19 protein-coding genes and 2 tRNA genes are annotated in these 22,301 nt (G+C 68.6%); 14 read left to right on the top strand and 7 right to left on the bottom strand.

The window, feature by feature from the left end; translation table 11 throughout:
* The first annotated feature begins 13 nt into the window (after window positions 1-13).
* From IM689_RS09850 to IM689_RS09830, 5 genes are all read left to right on the top strand, one after another.
* Window positions 14-1,729, top strand: a complete 1,716-nt coding sequence (locus IM689_RS09850; protein ID WP_193643831.1) for a dynamin family protein — start codon at window positions 14-16, stop codon at window positions 1,727-1,729.
* A complete protein-coding gene (locus IM689_RS09845; RefSeq protein WP_193643830.1) occupies window positions 1,726-3,399 on the top strand; it encodes a GTPase family protein in 1,674 nt (557 codons plus the stop codon). The genes IM689_RS09850 and IM689_RS09845 overlap by 4 nt, the downstream gene beginning before the upstream one ends.
* 162 nt (window positions 3,400-3,561) lie before the next feature.
* Window positions 3,562-4,134, top strand: a complete 573-nt coding sequence (ssb, locus tag IM689_RS09840) for a single-stranded DNA-binding protein (protein WP_193643829.1) — start codon at window positions 3,562-3,564, stop codon at window positions 4,132-4,134.
* Window positions 4,135-4,256: 122 nt separating this feature from the next.
* Window positions 4,257-5,939, top strand: coding sequence for an energy-dependent translational throttle protein EttA (gene ettA, locus IM689_RS09835; RefSeq protein WP_047311350.1), 1,683 nt, complete (start codon window positions 4,257-4,259; stop codon window positions 5,937-5,939).
* 392 nt (window positions 5,940-6,331) lie between these two features.
* On the top strand, window positions 6,332-7,054 hold the full coding sequence (locus IM689_RS09830) for a siderophore-interacting protein (RefSeq protein WP_193643828.1): 723 nt from the start codon (window positions 6,332-6,334) through the stop codon (window positions 7,052-7,054).
* Window position 7,055: 1 nt separating this feature from the next.
* Here the strand turns inward: IM689_RS09830 and IM689_RS09825 are convergent, their stop codons facing one another.
* The gene (locus IM689_RS09825; RefSeq protein ID WP_193643827.1) at window positions 7,056-7,655 is read right to left on the bottom strand and encodes a GNAT family N-acetyltransferase; all 600 of its coding nucleotides are present in this window, start codon (window positions 7,653-7,655) and stop codon (window positions 7,056-7,058) included.
* A gap of 76 nt (window positions 7,656-7,731) precedes the next feature.
* Entirely contained in the window at window positions 7,732-8,706 is a 975-nt protein-coding gene (locus tag IM689_RS09820) for an acyl-CoA thioesterase (protein ID WP_259921839.1), read from the bottom strand.
* Window positions 8,707-8,797: 91 nt separating this feature from the next.
* On the opposite strand from IM689_RS09820, the gene IM689_RS09815 reads away from it, so the two are divergent.
* The 4 genes from IM689_RS09815 to IM689_RS09800 all read left to right on the top strand — a co-directional run bounded on the left by IM689_RS09815 (window position 8,798) and on the right by IM689_RS09800 (window position 11,353).
* On the top strand, window positions 8,798-9,277 hold the full coding sequence (locus IM689_RS09815) for an acyl-CoA thioesterase (protein ID WP_193643826.1): 480 nt from the start codon (window positions 8,798-8,800) through the stop codon (window positions 9,275-9,277).
* Complete coding sequence (locus IM689_RS09810; protein ID WP_193643825.1) at window positions 9,274-9,927, top strand: hypothetical protein; 654 nt, start codon at window positions 9,274-9,276, stop codon at window positions 9,925-9,927. The genes IM689_RS09815 and IM689_RS09810 overlap by 4 nt, the downstream gene beginning before the upstream one ends.
* A 20-nt stretch (window positions 9,928-9,947) precedes the next feature.
* Window positions 9,948-10,994 (top strand): Gfo/Idh/MocA family protein, encoded by a 1,047-nt coding sequence (locus IM689_RS09805; protein WP_193643824.1) that lies wholly within the window; start codon window positions 9,948-9,950, stop codon window positions 10,992-10,994.
* Between the two features lie 98 nt (window positions 10,995-11,092).
* On the top strand, window positions 11,093-11,353 hold the full coding sequence (locus tag IM689_RS09800; protein ID WP_193643897.1) for an aldehyde dehydrogenase family protein: 261 nt from the start codon (window positions 11,093-11,095) through the stop codon (window positions 11,351-11,353).
* An 82-nt stretch (window positions 11,354-11,435) separates the two neighbouring features.
* Here the strand turns inward: IM689_RS09800 and IM689_RS09795 are convergent, their stop codons facing one another.
* The 3 genes from IM689_RS09795 to IM689_RS09785 form a co-directional block, all read right to left on the bottom strand.
* On the bottom strand, window positions 11,436-13,169 hold the full coding sequence (locus IM689_RS09795; protein ID WP_193643823.1) for a glycoside hydrolase family 13 protein: 1,734 nt from the start codon (window positions 13,167-13,169) through the stop codon (window positions 11,436-11,438).
* A gap of 68 nt (window positions 13,170-13,237) precedes the next feature.
* Entirely contained in the window at window positions 13,238-13,642 is a 405-nt protein-coding gene (locus tag IM689_RS09790; protein ID WP_193643822.1) for a globin, read from the bottom strand.
* 26 nt (window positions 13,643-13,668) lie between these two features.
* Complete coding sequence (locus IM689_RS09785; RefSeq protein ID WP_193643821.1) at window positions 13,669-14,619, bottom strand: mechanosensitive ion channel family protein; 951 nt, start codon at window positions 14,617-14,619, stop codon at window positions 13,669-13,671.
* 64 nt (window positions 14,620-14,683) lie between these two features.
* On the opposite strand from IM689_RS09785, the gene malQ reads away from it, so the two are divergent.
* The gene (gene malQ, locus IM689_RS09780; protein WP_193643820.1) at window positions 14,684-16,867 is read left to right on the top strand and encodes a 4-alpha-glucanotransferase; all 2,184 of its coding nucleotides are present in this window, start codon (window positions 14,684-14,686) and stop codon (window positions 16,865-16,867) included.
* Between the two features lie 74 nt (window positions 16,868-16,941).
* On the opposite strand, the gene pepN is transcribed toward malQ, so the two are convergent.
* On the bottom strand, window positions 16,942-19,512 hold the full coding sequence (pepN, locus tag IM689_RS09775; protein ID WP_193643819.1) for an aminopeptidase N: 2,571 nt from the start codon (window positions 19,510-19,512) through the stop codon (window positions 16,942-16,944).
* A 214-nt stretch (window positions 19,513-19,726) separates the two neighbouring features.
* On the opposite strand from pepN, the gene IM689_RS09770 reads away from it, so the two are divergent.
* Together IM689_RS09770 and IM689_RS15060 are read left to right on the top strand one after the other, a co-directional pair.
* Complete coding sequence (locus IM689_RS09770; RefSeq protein WP_047311655.1) at window positions 19,727-20,191, top strand: ribose-5-phosphate isomerase; 465 nt, start codon at window positions 19,727-19,729, stop codon at window positions 20,189-20,191.
* 117 nt (window positions 20,192-20,308) lie between these two features.
* Window positions 20,309-21,439, top strand: coding sequence for a PP2C family protein-serine/threonine phosphatase (locus IM689_RS15060; protein ID WP_193643818.1), 1,131 nt, complete (start codon window positions 20,309-20,311; stop codon window positions 21,437-21,439).
* A 124-nt stretch (window positions 21,440-21,563) separates the two neighbouring features.
* Here the strand turns inward: IM689_RS15060 and IM689_RS09760 are convergent, their stop codons facing one another.
* Window positions 21,564-21,755: an antitoxin gene (locus IM689_RS09760; protein WP_047311360.1), complete on the bottom strand. Its 192-nt coding sequence runs from the start codon at window positions 21,753-21,755 to the stop codon at window positions 21,564-21,566.
* A gap of 188 nt (window positions 21,756-21,943) precedes the next feature.
* Here IM689_RS09760 and IM689_RS09755 point away from each other — a divergent pair.
* Together IM689_RS09755 and IM689_RS09750 are read left to right on the top strand one after the other, a co-directional pair.
* Window positions 21,944-22,017, top strand: a tRNA-Gly gene (locus IM689_RS09755).
* 114 nt (window positions 22,018-22,131) lie between these two features.
* Window positions 22,132-22,205: transfer RNA gene (locus IM689_RS09750), tRNA-Pro, on the top strand.
* The last annotated feature ends 96 nt before the right edge of the window (window positions 22,206-22,301 follow it).

The raw sequence follows: 22,301 nt of genomic DNA, 5'->3' as shown, positions 1-22,301 counted from the left end.
CGAGACTGTACGGGTGAACGAAGTTTTCGACGGTGCGCGCCTGCACCGCGCCGTGGGCGAGTTGCGTGCCGCTGTCGCCGCCAACGCCCTCCCTTTCGAGACGGCTGACGTCGCCAAGCAGCGCCGCGAGCAGGGGGAGCTCGTGTCGCAGCTCGACGACTACGTCCTGCCGCGCCTCGAATCCCTCGACGCCCCGCTGCTCGCCGTCATCGGTGGCTCGACGGGCGCAGGCAAGTCGACGCTGGTCAACTCCATCGTGCGGGAGCAGGTGACACGCTCCGGCGTCCTGCGCCCGACGACGCGAGCCTCGGTGCTCATCCACCATCCCTCGGACGCTCAATGGTTCACCGGCGAGCGCGTCCTGCCGGGTCTCTCGCGCATCACCGGCGCTGCGACGCAGGGTGACGACCCGTCGTCGCTGCGCCTCGTCGCGTCCGCCTCCGTGCCCCGCGGTCTCGCGCTGCTCGACGCACCTGACATCGACTCGGTCGTCTCCGCCAACCGCGACCTTGCGCGCCAGCTGCTTTCCGCGGCTGATCTGTGGCTGTTCGTCACGACCGCTGTCCGCTACGCCGACGCCGTGCCGTGGGAGATGCTCGAGCAGGCCATCGACCGCGGGACGTCCGTGGCCGTCGTGCTCGACCGCGTGCCTCGTGACGCGATGGAGGAGGTGCGTGCCGACCTCGCGCGCATGCTCGCGGCGCAGGGCCTCGGCCAGTCGCCGGTGTTCGCCGTCGCAGAATCGACGCTCGACGAGAACGGCATGCTGCCGCACATCGAGGTCGAACGTATCTCCAGCTGGCTGCACTCGCTGGCCAACGACGCCCTGTCGCGTCAGGTCGTCATCCGTCGAACGCTCGACGGGGCGCTCGACTCCCTCGACGGGCGCGCCCGCGGTGCTGTCGCGGCCGGACGCGCGCAGCACGAGGCGGCGACGACGTTGGCCGGCGCCGCGTCCGAGGCTTACGCCGAGCAGCTGCGCGCGGTCGAGGAAGGCCTCAAGGACGGCACCCTGCTGCGCGGCGAGGTGCTCGCGCGCTGGCAGGAACTCGTCGGTACCGGCGAGCTGCTCAAGCAGTTCGAGGCCGGCGTGAGCAAGCTCCGCGATCGTGTCACCGGCTTCTTCCGCGCCCGCACCGAGACCGCTGCTCCGGCTCGTGATCTGGGGGAGGCCCTCCAGTCCGGTGTCGCACAGCTCGTCACGTCGCACGGAGAATCGGCTGCCCTCGACGCGGGCCGCGCCTGGCGACTCGACCCTGCGGGCAAGCCGATCATGGCCCGCCACCCCGAACTGAACGCCGCGAGCCCCGAGCTCACGTCCACAGTCGAACGTCTCGTCCGCGACTGGCAGGGCGATGTGCTCGACCTCGTGCGGGAAGAGGCAGGCGACAAGCGCACGACAGCGCGCTTCCTCGCCTTCGGCGTCAACGGCATCGCCGTCATGCTCATGCTCATCACGTTCGCCTCGACGTACGGTCTGAGCGGTGCGGAGGTCGGCATCGCGGGAGGCTCGGCCGTTCTCGCGCAGCGCCTCCTCGAAGCGATTTTCGGCGACCAGGCCGTTCGTACCCTGGCGAACCGGGCCCGCGGCATGCTGCTTGAGCGCATCACCGAGCTGTTCGAGCGTGAGGAGCAGCGCTACGACGCAGCCCTCGCAGAGGTCGCGCTCGCTCCAGGCGCCCCCGAGCGCATCGAGAAGGCCCTCGCGGCCGTGAAGGACGCACGATGAGTTGGAACCCGTTCGCCCGCGGTAAGCGCGAGGAGCGCCCCGTCGTGGCCCCGGTGTCGCGCGAGGAGGTCGACGGCCGCGCCGGCGCTCTCCAGCGCGCGCTGACGCTCGGCGGGGCGGCTCTGCCCGCCGACGACGTCGCAGTGGCTCGCAAGCTCTTGGCGCGCGTCGCCGAACGTTCGCGCCTCGGGGGCGACCACACCGTCGTCGCCTTGGCCGGCGCTACGGGCTCCGGCAAGTCGAGCTTGTTCAACCTCCTCGTCGGGGAGCCCGTCTCCCGCATCGGTGCGCGACGTCCGACGACCTCGCGCGCCTCCGCCGCCATCTGGGGCGAGAGCGTGCCGGGAGAACTGCTCGACTGGCTCGACATCTCCGCACGTCACCAGGTGCACCCGAGCATGCCGCGCTACGCCGAGCTCGACGGCCTCGTGCTCCTCGACCTTCCCGACTTCGATTCCCGCGTGCGCGAGCACCGTGCCGAGGCCGACCGCGTGCTTGAGATGTGTGACCTGTTCGTGTGGGTCACCGACCCGCAGAAGTACGCCGACGCCGTCCTGCACGAGCAGTACGTGCGCCAGCTGGCCGTCGCGAAGGCGACGTCCGTCGTCGTCCTCAACCAGGTCGACCGGCTCACGCCCGAGGCCGCGCAGAGCTGCCTCGCCGACCTCACGCGTCTGCTCGAGGAGGACGGGCTGACCGATGCTGTCGTTCTGCCGACCTCGACGATCGCCACGGGTGGCGGCGAGTTGCTCATCGACGCCCTCGCCGACCTCGTGCAGTCGAAGAACGCCTCCGACCGACGTCTGGCCGGCGATCTGCGGCACCAGGCACAGCGCCTCAACTCGCACGTCGGATCCGTTCGTCCCCAGCGGGTCACCGGATCGAACGACGAACTCGTCTCGGCGCTCGCAGACTCCGCCGGTGTCAACGTGGCGCTCGACGCTGTGGAACGCGACTACCGCGTCGAAGCGGCCCGCCGCACCGGTTGGCCGTTCACGCGCTGGACGCAGAACCTCAAGGCCAAGCCGCTCTCCCGTCTGGGTCTCGATACCCAGGCCGAAGCGAACCTCAGCCGTGCGGACCGCCGCATCGCTCTCGGAAAGTCGTCGCTGCCGCCGGCGAGCCCCGCTGCCCGCGCAGCCGTCGATCTCGCGACGAGGCGCCTCGGCGAGCGGGCCTCCGACGGGATGCCTGCTCCGTGGGCCGACGAGGTGCGCGCCGCCGCCACGCCGCGGGACGGCTCGATGGCCGACGCGCTCGACCAGGCCGTGATGCGTACTCCGTTGCGCGGACGTTTCCCCGCGTGGTGGGGCGTTGCCGCCGTGCTCCAGTGGATCTTCGCCGCGGTGGCGCTCGCGGGGGCCGTGTGGCTGCTCGTGCTCTTCGGCTTCAGCATGATGCAGATCGACGTCGGAGTGCCGACGCTCGGTGGCGACTGGTTGCCGATTCCGCTCGTCATGGTCGTGGTCGGGCTGTTGCTCGGCTTCCTGCTCGCCCTGTTGGCGCGATCCCTTGCCCGCGCCGGTGCGGCGCGTGCTCGCGACGACGCTCGTGAGCGCCTGTACGCGGCCATCACGGAGGTTGCCCAGGAGCGCATTGTGGCGCCGGTCGCCGCCGTCGTGACACGTCACGACGACACCGCGAAGGCGCTGGCCCAAGCCTCGGAGTAACTCTCACCTGTGGAAAGGCCTCCCCGGACACGTTCCGGGGAGGCCTTTCCACACCCTCGAAGGCTCTGCCCTGGTCAGGCGACGGTGACGTTCCTAGCGTCATTGGCGTGGGTGAGCGCCCGTCGCCGAACCCGGTTCGGTGCACACGAGGAGGAGAGAGTCATGAACGAAGTGAAGGTCGACGTCAGCGGCACCGTGGTGAGCGACCCCGTCCTGCGGAAAACGCGGGCCGGTGATCCCTTCGTCAGTTTCCGCATCGCGGTCAACCCGCGCCGCTGGAACGCCGAGGACGGTTCGTGGAGCGACGGCGAAGCGCAGTTCTTCAGCGTCACGGCCTTTCGGGCGCTCGCGGGCAACGCCTACCACTCGCTCACCAAGGGCCAGCACGTCATGGTCACCGGGCGCTTGCGGCTCACGCAGTACGAAGCGCGTGACGGCGAACTGCGCACGAGCGCACAGATCGACGCCCACGACATCGGGCCGTCGTTGAAGTTCGGTCAGAGCACGTTCACCAAGAGCGTCCGGCCGGTCAACCCGAGCAATGACCGTCTGGCCGACGACGCCGTCACCCTCGCCATGCGTGAGCTGGAGGGTGACCTCGCGCCGGATGAGGGCGACAGCGATGCGCGGCAGGACGCGGTGACCGAGGGCAAGGAGGTCGGTGCGGCCAACATGAACGGCCAGGCGGACACCGGCGACGCCGCGACAGAACAGGGAGAGCGGCTCGCCTCGTGAGCGAACGCGACGGCGTGCGTGTCAGGAGCCCGGACCCGTGAGCCCGGTCTCCGGCGTCGGAACAGGGCGGGTGCGCAGTGACGAGTCGCGCCGTGCCGCGCGAAACCGATAGCCTCTGAGCCATGGCAGAGTTCATCTACACCATGACCAAGGCACGCAAGGCCGTTGGCGACAAGGTGATCCTCGACGACGTCTCGATGTCGTTCTACCCGGGCGCGAAGATCGGCGTCGTCGGCCCGAACGGCGCCGGCAAGTCGACCATCCTCAAGATCATGGCCGGCCTCGACCAGCCGAGCAACGGCGAAGCACGCCTGTCGCCCGGCTACTCGGTGGGCATCCTGCTCCAGGAGCCGCCGCTCAACGAGGACAAGACCGTGCGCGGCAACGTCGAAGAGGGTCTCGGGCAGATCAAGCAGGATCTCGACCGCTACAATGAGATCTCCGCCGAGATGGCCGAACCGGACGCCGACTTCGACGCCCTCATGGAGGAGATGGGCAAGCTCCAGGAGAAGATCGACGCGGCTGACGCGTGGGATCTCGACAGCCAGCTCGAGCAGGCCATGGACGCCCTGCGGTGCCCGCCCGGTGACGCAGACGTCAGCGTGCTCTCCGGTGGCGAGAAGCGCCGCGTCGCCCTGTGCAAGCTCCTGCTGCAAAAGCCGGACCTTCTCCTGCTCGACGAGCCCACCAACCACCTCGACGCGGAGTCCGTCCTCTGGCTCGAGCAGCACCTCGCCTCCTACGCCGGCGCTGTGCTCGCCGTGACCCACGACCGGTACTTCCTCGACAACATCGCCGGCTGGATCTGCGAGGTCGACCGCGGCCGCCTCTACCCCTACGAGGGCAACTACTCCACCTACCTGGAGAAGAAGCAGGAGCGCCTCACGGTCCAGGGCAAGAAGGATCAGAAGCTCGCGAAGCGCCTCAAGGACGAGCTCGAGTGGGTCCGCTCCAACGCCAAGGCTCGCCAGACGAAGAGCAAGGCCCGCCTCGCCCGCTACGAGGAGATGGCTGCCGAGGCCGAGCGCACGCGCAAGCTCGACTTCGAGGAAATCCAGATCCCGCCGGGCCCGCGCCTCGGCGCCCAGGTCATCGAGGTCACCGACCTCAAGAAGGGCTTCGGCGACCGCGTCCTCATCGACGGTCTGTCGTTCACGCTTCCGCGTAACGGCATCGTCGGCGTCATCGGCCCGAACGGTGTCGGCAAGACGACGCTCTTCAAGACCATCGTCGGCCTCGAAGAGCCCGACGGGGGCACCGTCAAGATCGGTGACACGGTCTCGATCAGCTACGTCGACCAGAACCGCGGCGGCATCGACTCCGAAGCCACCCTGTTCGAGGTCGTCTCCGAAGGAAACGACCACATCCAGGTCGGTCAGGTCGAGATCCCGGCCCGTGCGTATGTCTCGCAGTTCGGCTTCAAGGGGCCGGACCAGCAGAAGAAGGCCGGTGTCCTCTCCGGTGGTGAGCGCAACCGCCTCAACCTCGCGCTCACCCTCAAGCAGGGCGGCAACCTGCTCCTTCTCGACGAGCCGACCAACGACCTCGACGTCGAAACCCTCGGCTCCCTCGAGAACGCGCTGCTCAACTTCCCGGGCTGCGCCGTGGTCATCAGCCACGATCGCTGGTTCCTCGACCGCGTCGCGACGCACATCCTCGCCTATGAAGGCACCGACGAGAACCCCTCGGCGTGGTACTGGTTCGAAGGCAACTTCGACGACTACGAGAAGAACAAGATCGAGCGCCTCGGTGCCGAAGCCGCACGCCCCCACCGCGTGACGCACCGCCGCCTCACGCGCGATTAGGCGATCATTGGCCCGTCTTCCGGGTTGAGTTCCTCGCAGGCTCGGAACTCAACCTCGGTACGACAGGCAGCCTCTCCCTTGCGCCGTCTTCCGGCGAACTGACCTCGCAAGCTCGCTCAGTTCGCTCGGTGCGACAGCGCGTCGGGCGTCGCTTCACGAAAGCCCACGGTGTGACCCTCGCAAGCTCGGGGTCACACTGTGGGCTTTCGTGCGCTCCGAGTCCGCTTCCAGCGTTGTTCCTTGCTGGCTGTCGGCTCGGCTGTGTTGCTGGCTGGGCCGCACACGTCCGCGTTAGAACGACGCGGATCGGTTGCTCCGGGAAATGGTCCGGGCAGCTACCGACGGTTCCCTAAGTTAGGGTGACTGCGTCCTACCCCGCGCGAAAGGGAACCATGTCACCTTCGTTCGAGCGCCTCGTCGTTAACGCGTTCGGCGCCAAGAACACCGAGCTCGTCGTGCTCGGAAGCGAACCCGTCACGCCTCACTACCACCGCGTGCACGTCGACTGCGGCGACTTCCTGCGCACCCACGGGCTACACCCGTCGATGTGGCTTCGCCTGTGGTTCGACGACGACGGCAAGGACCACCAGCGTGCCTTCACCCTCGTCGACGCCGACGAGGCGAGCGGCCGCGCCACCCTCGAATTCGCGCTCCACGACGGCGTGGCCGCTCGTTGGTCGCAGAACGTCACCGCCGGCACCCGCATTCGCGCGTCCTTGCTCGGCTCCAAGTGCCCCTGGCCGTCCGAGAAGCCGGCGCCCGGAACGTCCTGGGAGCGAACGGTCCTCATCGGCGGTACGGCGTGCGTACCTGCCATTCGGTCATTGCTGGATCACTGGTCCGAGGCTCCGGCAACGGTGCTCCTGCACAGCGAGTACGACGACGACCGCGACATTCCACTCGGCCTAGCGGCCGCTACAGACGTCGAGTGGTTCGCCATGGGCGACGAGGCGCTGCTCACTCGCACGCACGACTTCGCGGGCGAAGCCACGACGCGCTTCTGGGTCACGACTGAGGCCTCGGCCACGCGAGCCGTCGTGCGAGCCCTGCGCAAGGATCACGGTGTCGGTAAGGAACGGCTTCACGCCCAGGCCTACTGGAGCGCCGCGGGCTGACTCAATCGCAGTGGCGCGCGAGACGCAGCTCGAGGTTCGCCTTCGCGCTCGGCCATTCGTGCGCCAGAATCGAGTAGACGACGGTGTCGCGCAGCGCGCCGTTGCTTTCGAGTCGATCCGCCCGCAGCACGCCGTCGAGGTGCGCCCCCAGGCGTTCGATCGCGGCACGCGACTGCTGGTTCGACCAACTCGTCTCGTACCGGACGCCGGCGCACCGAGCCGTCTCGAACGCGTAGGTCATGAGCAGCAGCTTGCTCTCCACGTTCGTGCCCGTGCCGTGCGTCGAGGCTCGATTCCACGTGTAACCGATCGACACGCGCGGCACCTCGGGCCGGATGTCGTAAAACGCCGTACTGCCGAGCACGGTGCCGTCCGACTGACGCACCGCGACGAACGGCACCATCGAACCCTCGTCCTTGAGGCGCAGACGCTCGTCGATCATCTGGGCGATGCCCTCCGGGCGCGGCACCGAGGTGTACCAGCGCGTCCACATCTGCCCGTCGTTCGTGGCCTCGACGAGCCCGTCGTGGTGATCGTGGGAGAGAGGCTCGAGGCGCACGAGTGCGCCGGAGAGGGTGATGTCGCGATCGATGTCCGTCATGGCTCCACCTCACACCGTCCGGCGTCGGAAGTCACGCACGTTCCGGCGCGTGGTCACGCCGCACCGAAGCGGGCCCTCAGTCGAGAACCGAGAGGTCCTTGACGCGCATCATGCCCTCCTGCGCGACCGTCGCGACGAGGGTGCCGTCACGCGTGAACATGCGCCCGGTACCGAGGCCGCGTCCGCCCTGGGCGGAGGGGGAATCCTGGGCATAGAGGATCCAGTCGTCGAGGCGCACCGGGCGGTGGAACCACATCGCGTGGTCGAGGCTCGCAGCGCGGAAGCCCGGCGTCACCCAGGCAACCCCGTTCGCGCGCATCGCCGACTCGAGCATCGTGTAGTCGGAGGCGTAGGCGAGCACGGCGGCGCCGAGCAGCGGGTCGTCCGGGATGGCGCTCAACGTGCGCATCCACAGGTGCTGCTGCGGCGTGCGTTCGGATGCGGGCTGCAGGTACAGCGCGCCCTCGACGTGACGGACGTCGACCGCCCGCCCGTGCGCCCAGTGCTGCGCGATCGGGTGGTCGATGTCGCCGACGACGTCCGCTGTCGTCGGGAGGTCGAGCGGGTCGGTGACCTCGGGCATGGGTACCTGGTGGTCGATGCCCTCGGCCTCCTCCTGGAAGCTCATGATGACGCTCATGATGGGCGCGCCCTTCTGGATGGCGTGAACCCGGCGCGCGGAGAAGGAACCGCCGTCACGCAGGCGCTCCACGGCGAAGTGAACGGGCTGCATCGAGTCGCCCGGGCGCAGGAAGTAGCCGTGCAGTGAGTGGATGAAGCGTGGCGGGCGCCCGTCCGCGGGGGTCACGGTGCGACCGGCCGCGATGACGCACTGGGCCAGCACCTGCCCGCCGAAGATGCGCCCGTGGGGCTGCGGCTGGGACTCTCCGACGAAGACGTCCGCCTCGCTCTGGCCGAGGTCGGCCAGGCTCGTCTGCGCGCTGAACGTGGCACTGACGGTCGCGCTTCCCACCGGCTGCAGATCGAGTACGTGCAGCAGCGAACTCATGGGGTCGACCGGAACCTGCGCTTCATCCTTGTTTTCGCTCACCCGGAGAGGTTACCCATCGGGAACAGGAGGTCGTGAACGTTTGGTGGACGGCGAGTGCACGGCACGTCACCGGACGCGCCACAATGCAGGTATGACTTTCGCTCCCGAACGCTGCTCCGTCGTTCCCGTGCCCCTGCGCTGGTCCGACATGGATGCCTACGGGCACGTCAACAACGTGCAGTTCCTCCGCCTCCTCGAAGACGCGCGCATCCTCGCCTTCACGGAATGGTTCGGGCGAGCTCGCTCCGTCGTCGGTGAGGGAATCATCGTGGCGCGTCACGAGATCGAGTACCGGGCGCCCCTCGTGTTCCGCGTCGAACCCATCGAGGTCGCCATGTGGGTGACACGCCTGACCGGGGCGTCCTACGACATCGGTTACGAGGTCCGTGACGGTGGCGTCGGTTCCACGACGTACGCCCTGGCCGAGACCACGCTCGTCGGGTACGACTTCGAGGCCGAACGTCCTCGTCGTCTTGATCCTGTCGACCGCGAGAGCCTGTCGACGTTTCTCGGACCTGCGGTGCCTTTCCGCCACAACAGCGCCAAGCGCGCGGAGCGTTCGTCGTCGTGACGGGCCCGCTCCACCTCGCCGACTACGAGACGGCCGAGGACCTCGCCACCTTCGTCTCACGCGCACGCACGCTCGAGGACGACGGTGCCATCCGTCTCCAGGCGGACGGCGCGACGCTTGCCACGTGGGTGGGCGTCCGCAAGGGGCGCGGGCTCATGGGGGAGGGAACCGTCGTCGGGCTTCGAGTCCTCCGGCTGGCGGAACCGGTCGACCACCCCCTCGACACCGTCGTGCCGCTGCGCGCCGTCAGCGACCGCTTGGCGCGTCGTCGGAACGCCGACCCGCGCCTGCTCGAGGTGCCGCCCACCACCGTGCGTACCACGTGGGCTGCGGTGACACCCCCGCGAGCCGGCTGGTCCCCGCTCGCGCGACTACCCCTGGCGGATCTCGTCCAGGTTGCCCGCAACGGCATTGCGCAGGTCGCCGAGGGCACCCCGCAGGGAGCCGGCGCAGCCGCCGTCGAGCAGCTGCGCGAGAAGGTCTGGAACCGGCCCATCGCGGGAGATCTGGGCGGTGCCGACGGGCTTCCGGCGGGCGCGGCGCTCGGCATCTACGCCCTCGGGTTCGCCATCGGTTCGGAGGCCCACGTGTTCGGCACCGCGCGCTGGCACCGGGTGTCGACGTCCGTCGGCCACGTGCTCGTGCGCTGACGCCTCGATAGGGTCGTCGCATGACGCGTACATCCGACGACCGCCGCCTTCCAGCTCCGTCCACGCCCGACCCTCAGGAGGCTCCCGGCCTCGCGTGGGGCGTCATCGCACCCGGTGGCATCGCGCGGACATTCGCCTCCGCCATCGGGGCCGAGACCCAGCAGCGCATCGTGGCCGTGGGATCGCGCAGCGTGGAGCGAGCTCAGACCTTCGTCGACGAATTCGCTCCGGGAGCAACCGCGTACGGCTCGTACGACGCGTTGGTCGCGGACTCCTCGGTCGACGTCGTGTACGTCGCTTCCCCTCACAGCGAGCACCGCGATCACGCACTGGCGGCCATCCGCGCAGGCAAGCACGTGCTCGTCGAGAAGGCCTTCACGCGCAACGCGGCCGAAGCGCGTGAGGTGTTCGATGCGGCGCGCGAAGCAGGGGTCTTCTGCATGGAGGCCATGTGGTCGCGGTTCCTGCCTCACTACGACGTCGTGCGGCGGGCTGTGGCCAGTGGCCTCATCGGCGACGTGAAGTGGATTGCGGCGGACCACGGCCAGGCACTCTTTCCGGGCGGCCCGCAACGCCTGAGTGACCCGGCCCTTGCCGGCGGCGCGTTGCTCGACCTCGGCATCTACCCACTGTCCTTCGCCGCGATGCTCGTTCCAGAGTTCTCTTCAGTGACCGCGCGAGGGACGCTCACCGACCAGGGCGTCGACGAATCCGAGGTCATCGTCCTCACGACTCCTGACGGCGCTGTCGCGACTGCCTCGACGACCATGGCCACGCAGACGCCGAACACCGCCGTCGTGGCCGGAACGCACGGCCGGGTCGAGATCGACGGCTGGTTCTACTTCCCCACGCGAGTACGGCTCCTGTCGAACGACGGTGAACTGATCGACGAGTACCGCTCACCCGACACGATCCACGCGTTGCATTACGAAGCTGCCGAGGTGGCGCGCCGCATCACGGCAGGGGAGAGCGAGTCGCCACTCATGTCGCACGCAGAGACCCTGCGCATCATGGAACTCATGGACGACGTACGGCGCCAGTTGGGTGTGACCTACCCTGGCGAGTAGTCGCTCAAATTCGATGGCACCACACGTGATTCGCTGACGAGGAAGTCCAACGCGTCGTGACCGGTGGCCAACGGTTGACACTCGGTTAAGCCGCGCGGATCGTCGGTGACGACGACTACGGCCTCTCGCTCGGCATCCTCGGCGACGTCGGGCAGGCCATGCGTCTTGCCGATCTCGTCGACGTCGGCAAGATCCACATCAACGAGCAGACCGTCTCCGACGAGCCCAACGTGCCGTTCGGCGGAGTGAAGAACTCCGGCAACGGCTCGCGTGTCGGGGGCGCCTCGGTGAACATCGACGCCTTCACCGAACTCCAGTGGGTGACGGTCCGCCTCGAGATCGCCGACTACCCGTTCTGAGCCGTTCCGGTCTGAGCCGAAACCGAACAAGCGCTGCCCCGCCGAGAGTCTCGGCGGGGCAGCGCTTGTTGATTCGCGGCGATCAGGCGCGGGTGAACCAGACCGTCACGTCGGTCGGCACCGTGAGGTCGTCACGCTCGTCGCTGCGCACGACGACGACGGCGTCGTCCGGCAGCGTCGTGGCCCCGCCGAAGTTCGTCACACACCACAGGTCCCCGTGGCCGTCACGCGAGTTGACGAAGGCGACCGTGTCGGCCGGCCCCTCCACCCACGTAAGGGCGCCCTCACCCAGGCGACGGGCGCGGCGTTCGCGCAGCATGTGGCGGTAGAACTCGAGGGTCGATCCGGGCACGCCGTCCTGTTGGTCGACGGCGAGGTCGCCGTAGACGTCGGGCTGCGGAAGCCACGGGGCGTCACCGGAACCGAAGCCGAACGACGGCGCGTCCTTGGCCCACGGCATCGGCACGCGGCAGCCGTCGCGCCCGGCCTCGGTGTGTTCCGAACGCTCCCACGTCGGGTCCTGACGGGCTTCGTCGGCCATCGTCGTGTGCTCGGGCAGGCCGAGCTCCTCACCCTGGTAGAGGTAGGCGCCGCCGGGCAGCGCCAGCTCCAGAGCCGTGGCGGCCTTGGCGCGACACAGGCCGAGCGCGGCGTCCGGCTGCGGGTCCTCGGCACGAATGCCGTTGGGGCGCGGCTCACCGATCGGCAGTGCCAAACGCGTGGCGTGACGCACGACGTCGTGGTTGCTCAGCACCCACGTCGTCGGGGCGCCGACAGCGTCGTTCGAGGCGTACGACGACGCGATGCTCTCGCGCAGATCGGGGGCACGCCACGGCGTTTCGAGGAAGGCGAAGTTGAAGGCCTGGTGGAACTCGTCCGGGCGCACGTAGCGCGCGAGGCGCTCCGGCGGGTTGACCCATGCCTCGGCGCACATGGCGCGGTCACCCGCCGAGTCGTAGCGCTCGTCGTCGACGGGGTTGTACGAGTCGAGCACCTCGCGCCATGCGCGGTAGATCTCGTGGACGCCGTCCTGATCCCACATCGGGCCGCCGTTGTCGTGGTTCGCGTCGGAAAGTCCGGCCATCTTGGCGTGAGCGGAGTGGTCGGGCAGGCCATCGGCCTTGACGAGGCTGTGGGCCACATCGACGCGGAAACCGTCGACACCCCGATCGAGCCAGAACCTCAGGATGCTGAGGAACTCCTCGCGCACGGCCTCGTTGTTCCAGTTGAAGTCGGGCTGCTTGGGGTCGAACAAGTGCAGGTACCACTGCTCCGGGTTGCCGTCCGCGTCCGTGACACGCGTCCAGGCGTTGCCACCGAAGATGGCCTTCCAGTCGTTCGGTGGCTCCTCGCCGTTCTCGCCCTTGCCGTCGCGGAACATGTAGCGCTCACGCTCCGGCGAACCGGGGCCGGCCGCGAGGGCGGCCTTGAACCACTCGTGCTCGTCGGAGGAGTGGTTGGGCACGAGGTCGACGATGACGCGCAGGTCGAGTTCGTGGGCGCGTGCGATGAGGTCGTCGGCGTCGCTGAGCGATCCGAAGAGCGGGTCGATGTCGCGGTAGTCGGCGACGTCGTAGCCGGCGTCCGCCATCGGCGAGCGGTAGAAGGGGGAGATCCACAGGGCGTCGACGCCGAGATCGCGCAGGTAGGGCAGCTTCGAGGTGATGCCCGGCAGGTCGCCGACGCCGTCACCGTTCGAGTCGACCCACGAGCGCGGGTAGACCTGGTAGATCGTCGACGAGCGCCACCACTCGGCCTCTGGCGTCTGGTCGTGGGCGGGTGCGGACTGGCTGTTCCAGGTGGTCGTTTGGCTCACCGACCCAGTGTGCCAACCGAGGTCTGCCCACGCGAAACGCGTTTCACCGTTGGGCGGCAGGGCCAGACTCAGCGGATCGGGTTCTCCGGTTCAGGGCCGGGTGTGTTAACGAGGCTGTACGCAGCACGCACGAGGTAGTCGCGCAGGAGCGCATCGAGTTCCGGCTCGAGATCGACGGTGTCGCAGGCAGCCATGATGTGGGTGAGCCAGCGGTCACGCTGCTCCGGTGTGACGGCGAACGGCATGTGACGCATCCGCAGGCGCGGGTGCCCGCGCTCCTCGGAGTACGTCGTCGGGCCACCCCAGTACTGCTCGAGGAACATCTCGAAACGGCGCTTCGCCGGTTCGAGATCCTCCTCGGGGTACAACGCCCGCAGCTTCTCGTCCGAGGCCACGCCGTCGTAGAAGACTTCGACGAGGCGGTGGAACGTCTCGTGGCCGCCGAACCTCTCGTACAGGGTTGCCTCAGTCATGTGACCAGTCTTGCACCCGGGGCCGACTACTTCACGGGCGGCAGGTTCGGGTTGACGTTGCCATAGCCCGGAACGACCGGTGGTGCTTTCACTCCGGCGTTCTCCAGGGCGATGACGGCGCGGCGTCGCAGTTCGCGCGTCACACCGAAGTTTTCGTTCGGTGCCGTCTTGGCGATGACGCGGAAGGTCATCGCGCCTCCTCCGACCGATTCGACACCCGCGACGTCGGGGCGCTCGATGAGCTTGGCGCCCCACGTCTCGTCCTGCCACAGCGCGTCGACGACCTCGTCGAGCACCGAGGTGACCTTGCGAATGTCCGCGTCGTACGACACCGGGACGTCGACGAGCGATGTCGACCACCCCTGGGAGCGGTTCGCGACGCGGATGATCTCGCCGTTGCGCACGTACCAGACGACGCCGTTGGCGTCGCGCAGCCGAGTGATGCGCAGCGTCACCTCCTCGACGGTGCCGACGGCTTCTCCGGTGTCGATGACGTCGCCGACGCCGTATTGGTCCTCGAAGATCATGAAGATGCCCGACAGATAGTCCTTGACGAGCGACTGCGCACCGAAACCGACGGCGACACCTGCCACGCCGGCGCTCGCCATGAGCGGGCCGAGCTGGATGCCGAGCTGCGCGGCGACCGTGAGGGTGGCGACGGCGAGGACGACGACCGTCGTCACCGACCGCAGGAGCGAGCCCATCGTTGCCGCGCGCTGACGGCGGCGTTCGTCGTCGAGGCCAGCGGCGGCCCGCAGACGGGCCCTCGCGGGGGAGAGAGCGCCCTCCTCGCCGACCTCCGGCGTGGTGCTTCGCGTCTCCATCGCGTGGACCGCGCGGGTGATGGCCCGGTGCAGGATCCAGCGCACGGCCAGGGCTCCCAGCACGACCACGACGATCTGCAGCGGAGTGCCGACCAGCCACTCCCATCCCTCGGGCAGGGAGGCGGCGTGGGGGACGAAGGACGGTGCAGCCATGCCTGCCATCAAACCATCCCGCCGAACGGCTGGAACGGCCAGGAGCGTCTGCCAGAATTGCCCTATGCCCGGCACTCCTTCGCTCAACGAACTCGCGAACGCCCACGGCGTTGCCACCCATGTCCGGGACCGCTCGGGACGCGCCCGAGCGGTCGCGCCCGAGGTCGTCGAGGCGGTGCTCACCTCGCTGGGCGTCGAATGCAGCGAAGACGCGGCGCCGAGTGCCGATCGCCATGATGGAGGCACGCCTTCCGTGGTGGGCCTTCCTGACGCACTCGTCCTGCGCGAGTCCTGGACCCCGAGTGTCACGCTCACCGTGCCCGCGACCGCTGAGTTCGAGGCGCGCATCGTGCTCGAGGACGGCAGCATCGTCCCCCTCGACCATGACGATGAACTCGACGCTCCATCGGACACCGGCAGCGAGTCCGAAGGCGAGGACGAGGACAAGAGCGAAGGTGGGGAGGACGAGAGCGACGCAGCCGGCGAGAGCGACAGCACATCTCCTCAGGTCGTCGACCTCGACCTGCCCGGCGATCTTCCCCTGGGCTACCACGAACTTCAGGTGAGCGCAGGGGGCCGTCGTCACGTCCGTCCGGTCGTCGTCACGCCCGCGACGATGACCCTGCCGCCCGATCTGGCCGCCAAGCGCGGCTGGGGAGTGGCCGGCCAGCTCTACGCCGTGCGGTCCGACCGCTCGTGGGGCATCGGCGATGCAGCAGACCTCGCCGAACTCGGCACATGGGCCGCCCGAAGCGGTGCGGACTACGTCAACGTCGGCCCGGTGAACGCGGCCGATCCCGTGCCCACGATCGACCCCAACCCGTATCGCCCCGCGAGCCGTGCGGCGCTCGACCCCCTCGCGATCCGCGTCGAGGAGGTGCCCGAGATCGGTTATCTCTCGGCCGCGGAGCACCAACTCGTCGAGTGGCACGGCGACGACGCCCGCCGCCTCAATCTCACGGACGAGGTCGACCGCGACGCGGTCTGGGAGTCGAAGCGAGCCGCGCTGCGGATGATCTTCAACGTCGAGCGTTCCCACCGCCGTCGTCGCGACTTCGGGCACTTCGTCGAGTCCGAGGCGGGTTGGCTGTTCGACTACGCGACGTGGTGCGTCATTGCGCTGAAACACGGTCTTCCGGCGAGCACATGGCCCGAGGAACTGCAGAATCCGCGCAGCCCCGAGGTAGTCGCCTTCCGCGAGGAGCACGCCGACGACGTCGAGTTCGAGGCGTGGCTGCAGTGGGTCGCCGGCGCACAGTTCGCGGATGCGCAGCGTGAGGTGAAAGCGGCCGGCATGCGCATCGGTGTCATGCACGACATCGCTCCTGGCGTCATCGACGGTGGCTTCGAGGAGTGGGCCTGGCCGGAGGCGTTCGCCGCCGACATGCGTCTCGGAGCGCGCGCCGCGGACGGCACGGTCGTCGATCTCGGCCTTGCTGCGATGAAGCCCTCGGCGCTCGCCGAGAACGGCTACGCACAGTGGCGTGACATCGTGCGTCGCACCCTCGCTCGCAGTGGCGCACTGCGGGTGGAGCGCATCGGCACCCTGTTCCGCCAGTGGTGGATACCGCAGCCGTCGGCGGCCGAGAACGCTGCGGACGCGGGTACCTACGTTCAGTTCGACCACGAAGCGCTCATCGGCATTCTGCTGCTCGAGGCGCATCGGGCGGGCGCGCTCGTCGTGGCCGGTGACGAGGACGAAACCGAGCCGTGGATCCGCGACTACCTCGCCGAGCGCGGTGTCGTTTCCTCGGCCGTGCTCCTCGACGACACCGAGGGAAGCGGCTCGCGAGACCCGAAGAAGCTGCCCGAGCTCGCCATGACCTCGCTCGGCGCCAAGGACGCGCCCCCGAGCGCAGCACTGCTCACGGGCTCTCACCTCGAGGAGGCACGTCGTTACGGTCTGCGCGACGACCACGCTGCCTACGAAAAGCGCGCCGAGAAGCGTCGCGCGGCTCTCGTCGAGGCCCTCGCGGCGCGCGGTCTCACGACGCCGCGCGCGAGTGTGGAAGACCAGGTGGGGGCCCTGCACCGTTATCTGGCATCGGCCCCGAGCCTGCTGCTCACGGTCCGTGTCGCCGATCTCGTGGGCGATCAGCGCATCGTGGGCGAGCACGGCGTCACCCACGTGCATGCCCTGTGGCGTCGCCCCGTCGCGGGCCCTGACGATTCGGGGGTGAGCTTGGACGATCTCATGACCTCGCGTCGTGCCAAGCGGGTCATCCGGGTGGTGCGGGCGCGCAGCTGAGCCTCGAGCACGACTCGACGAAGGGCCCCCGACACGAATCGTGTCGGGGGCCTCCTTCCGGTAATCAGTCCGGATCAGGCGCGAGCGTCGAACTCCTGCGCCGTGACGGCTCGGGCGACGGCGTCACGGTTCTCGGCGACCGTGCGCACGAGACCCGCGGGGGAGTCGCTGTGCGACGAGAGCCACTGCTGCGCGGCGTCGAGCAGCTGCGGTCCGGCCAGCGCCATCGGGAACAGCGACGAGATGCCCAGCTCCGCGATGTGGTGGGTGCGCCCTGCCCAGTAGTCCTCGGCCATCGCGAAGTACTTCTCGACGTACGGCTCGAGCAGGCTCACGTCGTGAACGTGTCCGAATCCCGCCGCCGTCTCGGCGATCGTCTGGTTGGCCAGCTCGTCGGAGTCGACGACGGACGACCATGCGGCCGCCTTCGCCTCGGACGTCGGCAGCGCCGCGCGGGCCCGCGCCGCGCGTTCGGCACCCGTGGCCGTGTTATCGCGGGTCAGTTCGGCGTCGATCTCCGCGGCGTCGGCGGCACCTGCAGCAGCGAGCGACGTGAGCAGCGTCCAGCGCATCTCGGTGTCGACGGTGAGGCCGTCGAGGGTGCGCTCACCCGAGAGCAGTGCACGGACGAACGCAACGTCCTCCTCGCTCTGCGCGAAGGATGCGAACGTCTGCACGAGCTGCAGCTGGGCGTCGCTGCCGGTTTCGGCTTCCTCGGCCAGGGAGCGCAGACCGGCCGTCACGTCGGCGACGAGCTTCTCGCGCTTGGCGGGCGCCGAGTACGTGAGTGCGGCGGTGGACATCTGGCCGAGCAAGGTGCGCAGCAACGTCGAGTCGTCCTCGCCCGGCAGGGTCGCAAGCGCCATGCGGACGAAGTCGCCCGCCGGCATCTGCGCATCGCGCGTCATGTCCCAGGCCGCACCGAGCACGAGCGCACGCGGCAGCGAGCTGGTGAAGGCGCGCGGGTGAGCAATGGCGGTGGCGAGGCTGCGCTCGTCGAGGCGGATCTTGGCGTAGGCGAGGTCGTCGTCGTTGACGAGGAGCAGATCCGGCTGCTCCACCCCGACGAGCTCGGTGACCTCTGTGCTCTCACCCGTGACGTCGAGCTCCACCCGCTGCGTACGCACGAGGGTGTCGCCCTCGAGGCGGTAGCACCCCACGGCGAGACGGTGGGGGCGTAGCGTCGGCAGTTCGTTCGTCGCGCTCTGTTCGATGAGCACGCGCGTCATGACACCGGAGCCGTCGATCTCGACGACCGGGCGCAGCGTGTTGACGCCGGCCGTCTCGAGCCACTGCTTCGACCAGGACGACAGGTCGCGGCCACTCGTCGACTCCAGCTCGCCGAGCAGCTGGGGCAACGTCGTGTTCTGCCACGCGTACTTCGCGAAGTACGCGCGCAGGCCGGCGGTGAACGACTCGCGCCCGACGTAGGCGACGAGTTGCTTGAGCACCGAGGCGCCCTTGGCGTACGTGATGCCGTCGAAGTTCACCTCGACGTCGGCGAGGTCACGGATCGGGGCGACGATCGGGTGTGTGGAGCTCAGCTGGTCCTGGCGGTACGCCCACGCCTTCTCCGAGGTGCCGAACGTCGTCCAGGCGCTCTCCCAACGGGTGGCTTCGGCCTGCGCCGTCGTCGAGGCCCACTCGGCGAACGACTCGTTGAGCCACAGGTCGTTCCACCACTTCATCGTGACGAGGTTGCCGAACCACATGTGGGCGAGCTCGTGCAGCACGGTGAGGGCGCGGCGCTCGATGATGGCCTCGCTCACCTTGGCGCGGAAGACGTACATCTCCGTGAAGGTGACGCAGCCCGCGTTCTCCATGGCGCCCATGTTGTACTCGGGCGTGAAGATCTGGTCGTACTTGGTGAACGGGTAAGGCTGGTCGAACTCGTTCTCGAAGAACGCGAAGCCGCGCTTGGTGATGTCGAAGATCTCGTCGGCGTCCATGTGGGGCGCGAGCGACTTGCGGCAGTAGACGCCGAGCGGCACTGTGCCCGCGCGGGAGGTCACCTCGTCCGTGTACTTCTCGTACGGGCCGGCCACGAGAGCCGTGATGTAGCAGGAGATGCGCGGCGTCGCTCCGAAGCGCCACGTGGCCGCAGGCTCGGTCTCACCGTTGGGACCGGTGTAGGTCGTGTCCACCGGCTGCGGCTCGGGCGTCGGCTCGTTGGAGAGCACCTGCCAGCGGGACGGGGCGGTGACGGTGAAGGTGAAGCTCGCCTTGAGGTCCGGCTGTTCGAACACGGGGTACATGCGCCGCGCGTCGGGAACCTCGAACTGGGAGTAGAGGTAGACCTCGTTGTCAGCCGGGTCGACGAAGCGGTGGAGGCCCTCACCCGTGTTCATGTACCGGCCGACGGCATCGACGCGAACCTCGTTCTCGGCCGCGAGGTTCGGCACGCGCACGCGGGCGCCGTCCCACTCGACGGCGATGTCCTCACCGCCGACAACCACGCGGTCCACGCTCTCGCCGAGGAAGTCGAGCCAGGTCTCACTCCCCGGCGTGGCGCTGAAACGGACCGTCGACGACGTCGTGAACGTCTCGGCTCCCGTCGTGAGGTCGAGCGTGATGTCGTAGGAGTCGACAGCGATGTTGGCGCTGCGCTCCAGGGCTTCCTCGCGTGTGAGGTTCGAGCCGGTCACGGCGTCGGTTCCTTCCTGAAGGCGATGGGGGAGGCGACGCAGTTCGCTGAGGCGCGCTCGCGCCCGAGTGGTCGCCGTCGACCATCTTTGCACGGGGGTGAAGGTGGCAGGATGGATTGCACGAGCGTTCTTTGCGGTACGGCCCGCGGCTGGGGGCGTACCGCGCCCGAACGTGATCGACCAGCTCCACGACCCGCTCGACCGAGAGAGAGACATGCGCATCCACGTCGGTGGCGACCACGCCGCCTTTGAAACCCAGCAGGCCCTCGTCGACTTCCTCACCGCTGAGGGGCACGACGTCGTCAACCACGGGCCCACCGAGTACGACGCGGAGGACGACTACCCGGTGTTCGTGCTGCGCGCGGCCGAGGCCGTGCGTGACGACGCCGACTCGCTCGGCTTCGTCCTGGGCGGTTCGGGCAACGGCGAGCAGATGGCGGCGAACAAGGTCGAGGGCATTCGTGCCGCCTTGTGTCTGACGCCGGAGTTCGCCTCCTTGGCGCGCGAGCACAACGGTGCGCAGATCGCCTCGATCGGTGGCCGCTTCGTCACGATCGAGCAGGCGAAGGAGATTGCCCGCACCTTCATCACGACGCAGTTCACCGGCGTCGAGCGTCACGCGCGCCGCATCGCCATGGTCGAGGCCTACGAGACGGACGGCACGCTGCCGCCGCTGTGAGTCACTGACACCCGAGCGCCGGGCCCCGCATGCCCCGCATGCCGTGCGGGCTCGGTGCTTGCGCTTTGCCCACAGGCGCCTCGTGAGACGTTTGTCACCCCGGATAGAATGGCATCTGTGGTTCTTGACGTCACGAGCGAGCGGGTGCGCCCCCAGCGGTCGGTGCGCCGCATCGTGACGCCCCGGCGCAACTCCTCGCGCCTGCTCGCGGCGGTCATCACGTTCCTCACCCTCGTCGCGACACTGGCCGGTATCAGCTTCCCCGGCACGGTTTCCCAATCGGTTTTCGTGCCGCTCATCGTGTGCGCCGGGTTCCTCCTGTCGGGGCGCACCCTGGCTCGGGCCATCGCCGTCGTCGTGGCGGGTTACCTCGTGGTCGTCGCGTACGCCTGGGGTGATCGCGCCGTCGAGTGGTCGGTGGCGTGCGTCGTCCTCGCCGTCGTCGGCCTCGTGTTCTTCGTGACGCGCAACGTGCAGGCACTCGGTGTGCCACTCAGCGTGGGTTCCGGCATGCTCAAGGACCTTCGCGAGCGGCTCGACCGTCAGGCACTCGCCCCCGAACTTCCCGACGACGTGCGTATGGAGCACTGCGTCCTGCCCGCGAAGGGTGGCGCGTTCAGCGGCGACTTCGTCGTCTGCGCCCGACACGGCGACCAGCTCGACGTGGCTCTCACCGATGTCTCCGGCAGTGGCCACTCCGCAGGGATGCGCGCGCTGCTCCTCTCGGGTGCAATGAGCGGGTTGCTCGGGGAAACGGACCCGGCCGGCTTCCTGCCGGCGGCCAACCGCTACCTCATTCGTCAGGGCTGGCGTGACGGTTTTGCCTCCGCCATCCACATCGGCCTCGACCTGCGGACCGGCTCGTACAGCATCGGGACCGCGGGCCACCCCAGTGCGGCGCACTACCACGCGGACTCGCGCCGCTGGGAGATGGTCACCGGTGCCGAGGGGTTGCTCCTCGGCCTCTTCGAGCAGGGACGGGACGACTTCTCCCGTGCGGCAGGGATGCTCGCGCCGGGTGATGTCGTCGTGCTCTACAGCGATGGCGTCGTCGAGGGTCCCGGCGGCGACATCACCGCCGGGACGCACCGCCTGCTCGCCATGACGCAGTCGGCAATCAGCGAGGGTCTCACGGGTGGCGCTCATCGCATCTGCACGAGCTCCGCCGCCCTGGGCGGCGACGACGACCGCTCCGTCGTCGTCATCTGGCGCGACGGCAACCGCCGCTACCGACGTCCGATGCTCTGAGCCACGCAGGAACGTTCGCCGCAAGGGGGCGTGGTCGGGCGCGCTCGCCCCGGCGCACAGCAAAAGGGCCTCTCGGACGCGTTGTCCGAGGGGCCCTTTCGAAGTTTCAGGCGTCAGCCCGAGATCACTGACCGCCGCCGAGGCCGTCGAGCTTCTCGTTGGCGAAGTCCTGACCCTTGTCGATCTTGTCGGCGTGCTCGCCGCCCGTACGGTCGTCGGCGAAGTCACCCGCCTTCTCTACGCCCTGGTCGAGCTTGTCGGGGTTCTGCTCGGCGAAGTCGCTGGCCTTGTCCTTGGCGCTGTCAAAGATTCCCATGCTGATCCTCCTGTGTAGGTCGGAACACTGTGCCGGAGGTTCCCGGACTTGGTTCCCACCCCAACACAAATTCAGGTCGGAGTCGAGAGTTCGCGTTCACCATGTGGCGCAAACTGCGACCTGACGCGGCGCGGGCAGGTGCGGTGCGCGAGGCGCGCATCGAGTGCGCTAGCATGTGGGCCGAACATGCGGGCGTAGCTCAATGGTAGAGCCTCAGTCTTCCAAACTGATTACGCGAGTTCGATTCTCGTCGCCCGCTCCACACCGCGAACGGCGGCCCTCACCACGAGGGCCGCCGTTCGTCGTTCCTGGCAGGTGCCAGAGCCGGTGAGGCCGCGGCTTGTGCGAGAATGCGGTGTTCACACGAGGTTGTGAGCGGGGTATGGCGCAGCTTGGTAGCGCGTCCGCTTTGGGAGCGGAAGGCCGCAGGTTCGAATCCTGTTACCCCGACCGTTAGCATGGACAGAAGTTCATGTACGGCGAGCCGCGCCGTGCAATGAGGCGCCAGGACGCAGCAGGCGTCCCGCCTCGCCGGTCGCGGCTCGT

It is taken from the genome of Dermacoccus barathri (genome assembly GCF_015070805.1).
In the GTDB taxonomy this organism is placed as follows: Bacteria; Actinomycetota; Actinomycetes; order Actinomycetales; family Dermatophilaceae; genus Dermacoccus; species Dermacoccus abyssi.
The sequence above is the reverse complement of the archived record's forward strand: the minus strand, read 5'-3'. Positions and strand labels throughout refer to the sequence as shown.

Excerpts from the sequence above, each read along its gene's own strand:
- IM689_RS09805 (WP_193643824.1), top strand. The coding sequence starts at position 9,948 with ATGACGCGTACATCCGACGACCGCCGCCTTCCAGCTCCGTCCACGCCC.
- IM689_RS09815 (WP_193643826.1), top strand. The coding sequence starts at position 8,798 with ATGACTTTCGCTCCCGAACGCTGCTCCGTCGTTCCCGTGCCCCTGCGC.
- malQ (WP_193643820.1), top strand. The coding sequence starts at position 14,684 with ATGCCCGGCACTCCTTCGCTCAACGAACTCGCGAACGCCCACGGCGTT.
- IM689_RS09790 (WP_193643822.1), bottom strand. The coding sequence starts at position 13,642 with ATGACTGAGGCAACCCTGTACGAGAGGTTCGGCGGCCACGAGACGTTC.
- IM689_RS09845 (WP_193643830.1), top strand. The coding sequence starts at position 1,726 with ATGAGTTGGAACCCGTTCGCCCGCGGTAAGCGCGAGGAGCGCCCCGTC.
- IM689_RS09825 (WP_193643827.1), bottom strand. The coding sequence starts at position 7,655 with ATGACGGACATCGATCGCGACATCACCCTCTCCGGCGCACTCGTGCGC.
- ettA (WP_047311350.1), top strand. The coding sequence starts at position 4,257 with ATGGCAGAGTTCATCTACACCATGACCAAGGCACGCAAGGCCGTTGGC.
- ssb (WP_193643829.1), top strand. The coding sequence starts at position 3,562 with ATGAACGAAGTGAAGGTCGACGTCAGCGGCACCGTGGTGAGCGACCCC.
- IM689_RS09785 (WP_193643821.1), bottom strand. The coding sequence starts at position 14,619 with ATGGCTGCACCGTCCTTCGTCCCCCACGCCGCCTCCCTGCCCGAGGGA.
- IM689_RS09760 (WP_047311360.1), bottom strand. The coding sequence starts at position 21,755 with ATGGGAATCTTTGACAGCGCCAAGGACAAGGCCAGCGACTTCGCCGAG.
- IM689_RS09770 (WP_047311655.1), top strand. The coding sequence starts at position 19,727 with ATGCGCATCCACGTCGGTGGCGACCACGCCGCCTTTGAAACCCAGCAG.
- IM689_RS09830 (WP_193643828.1), top strand. The coding sequence starts at position 6,332 with ATGTCACCTTCGTTCGAGCGCCTCGTCGTTAACGCGTTCGGCGCCAAG.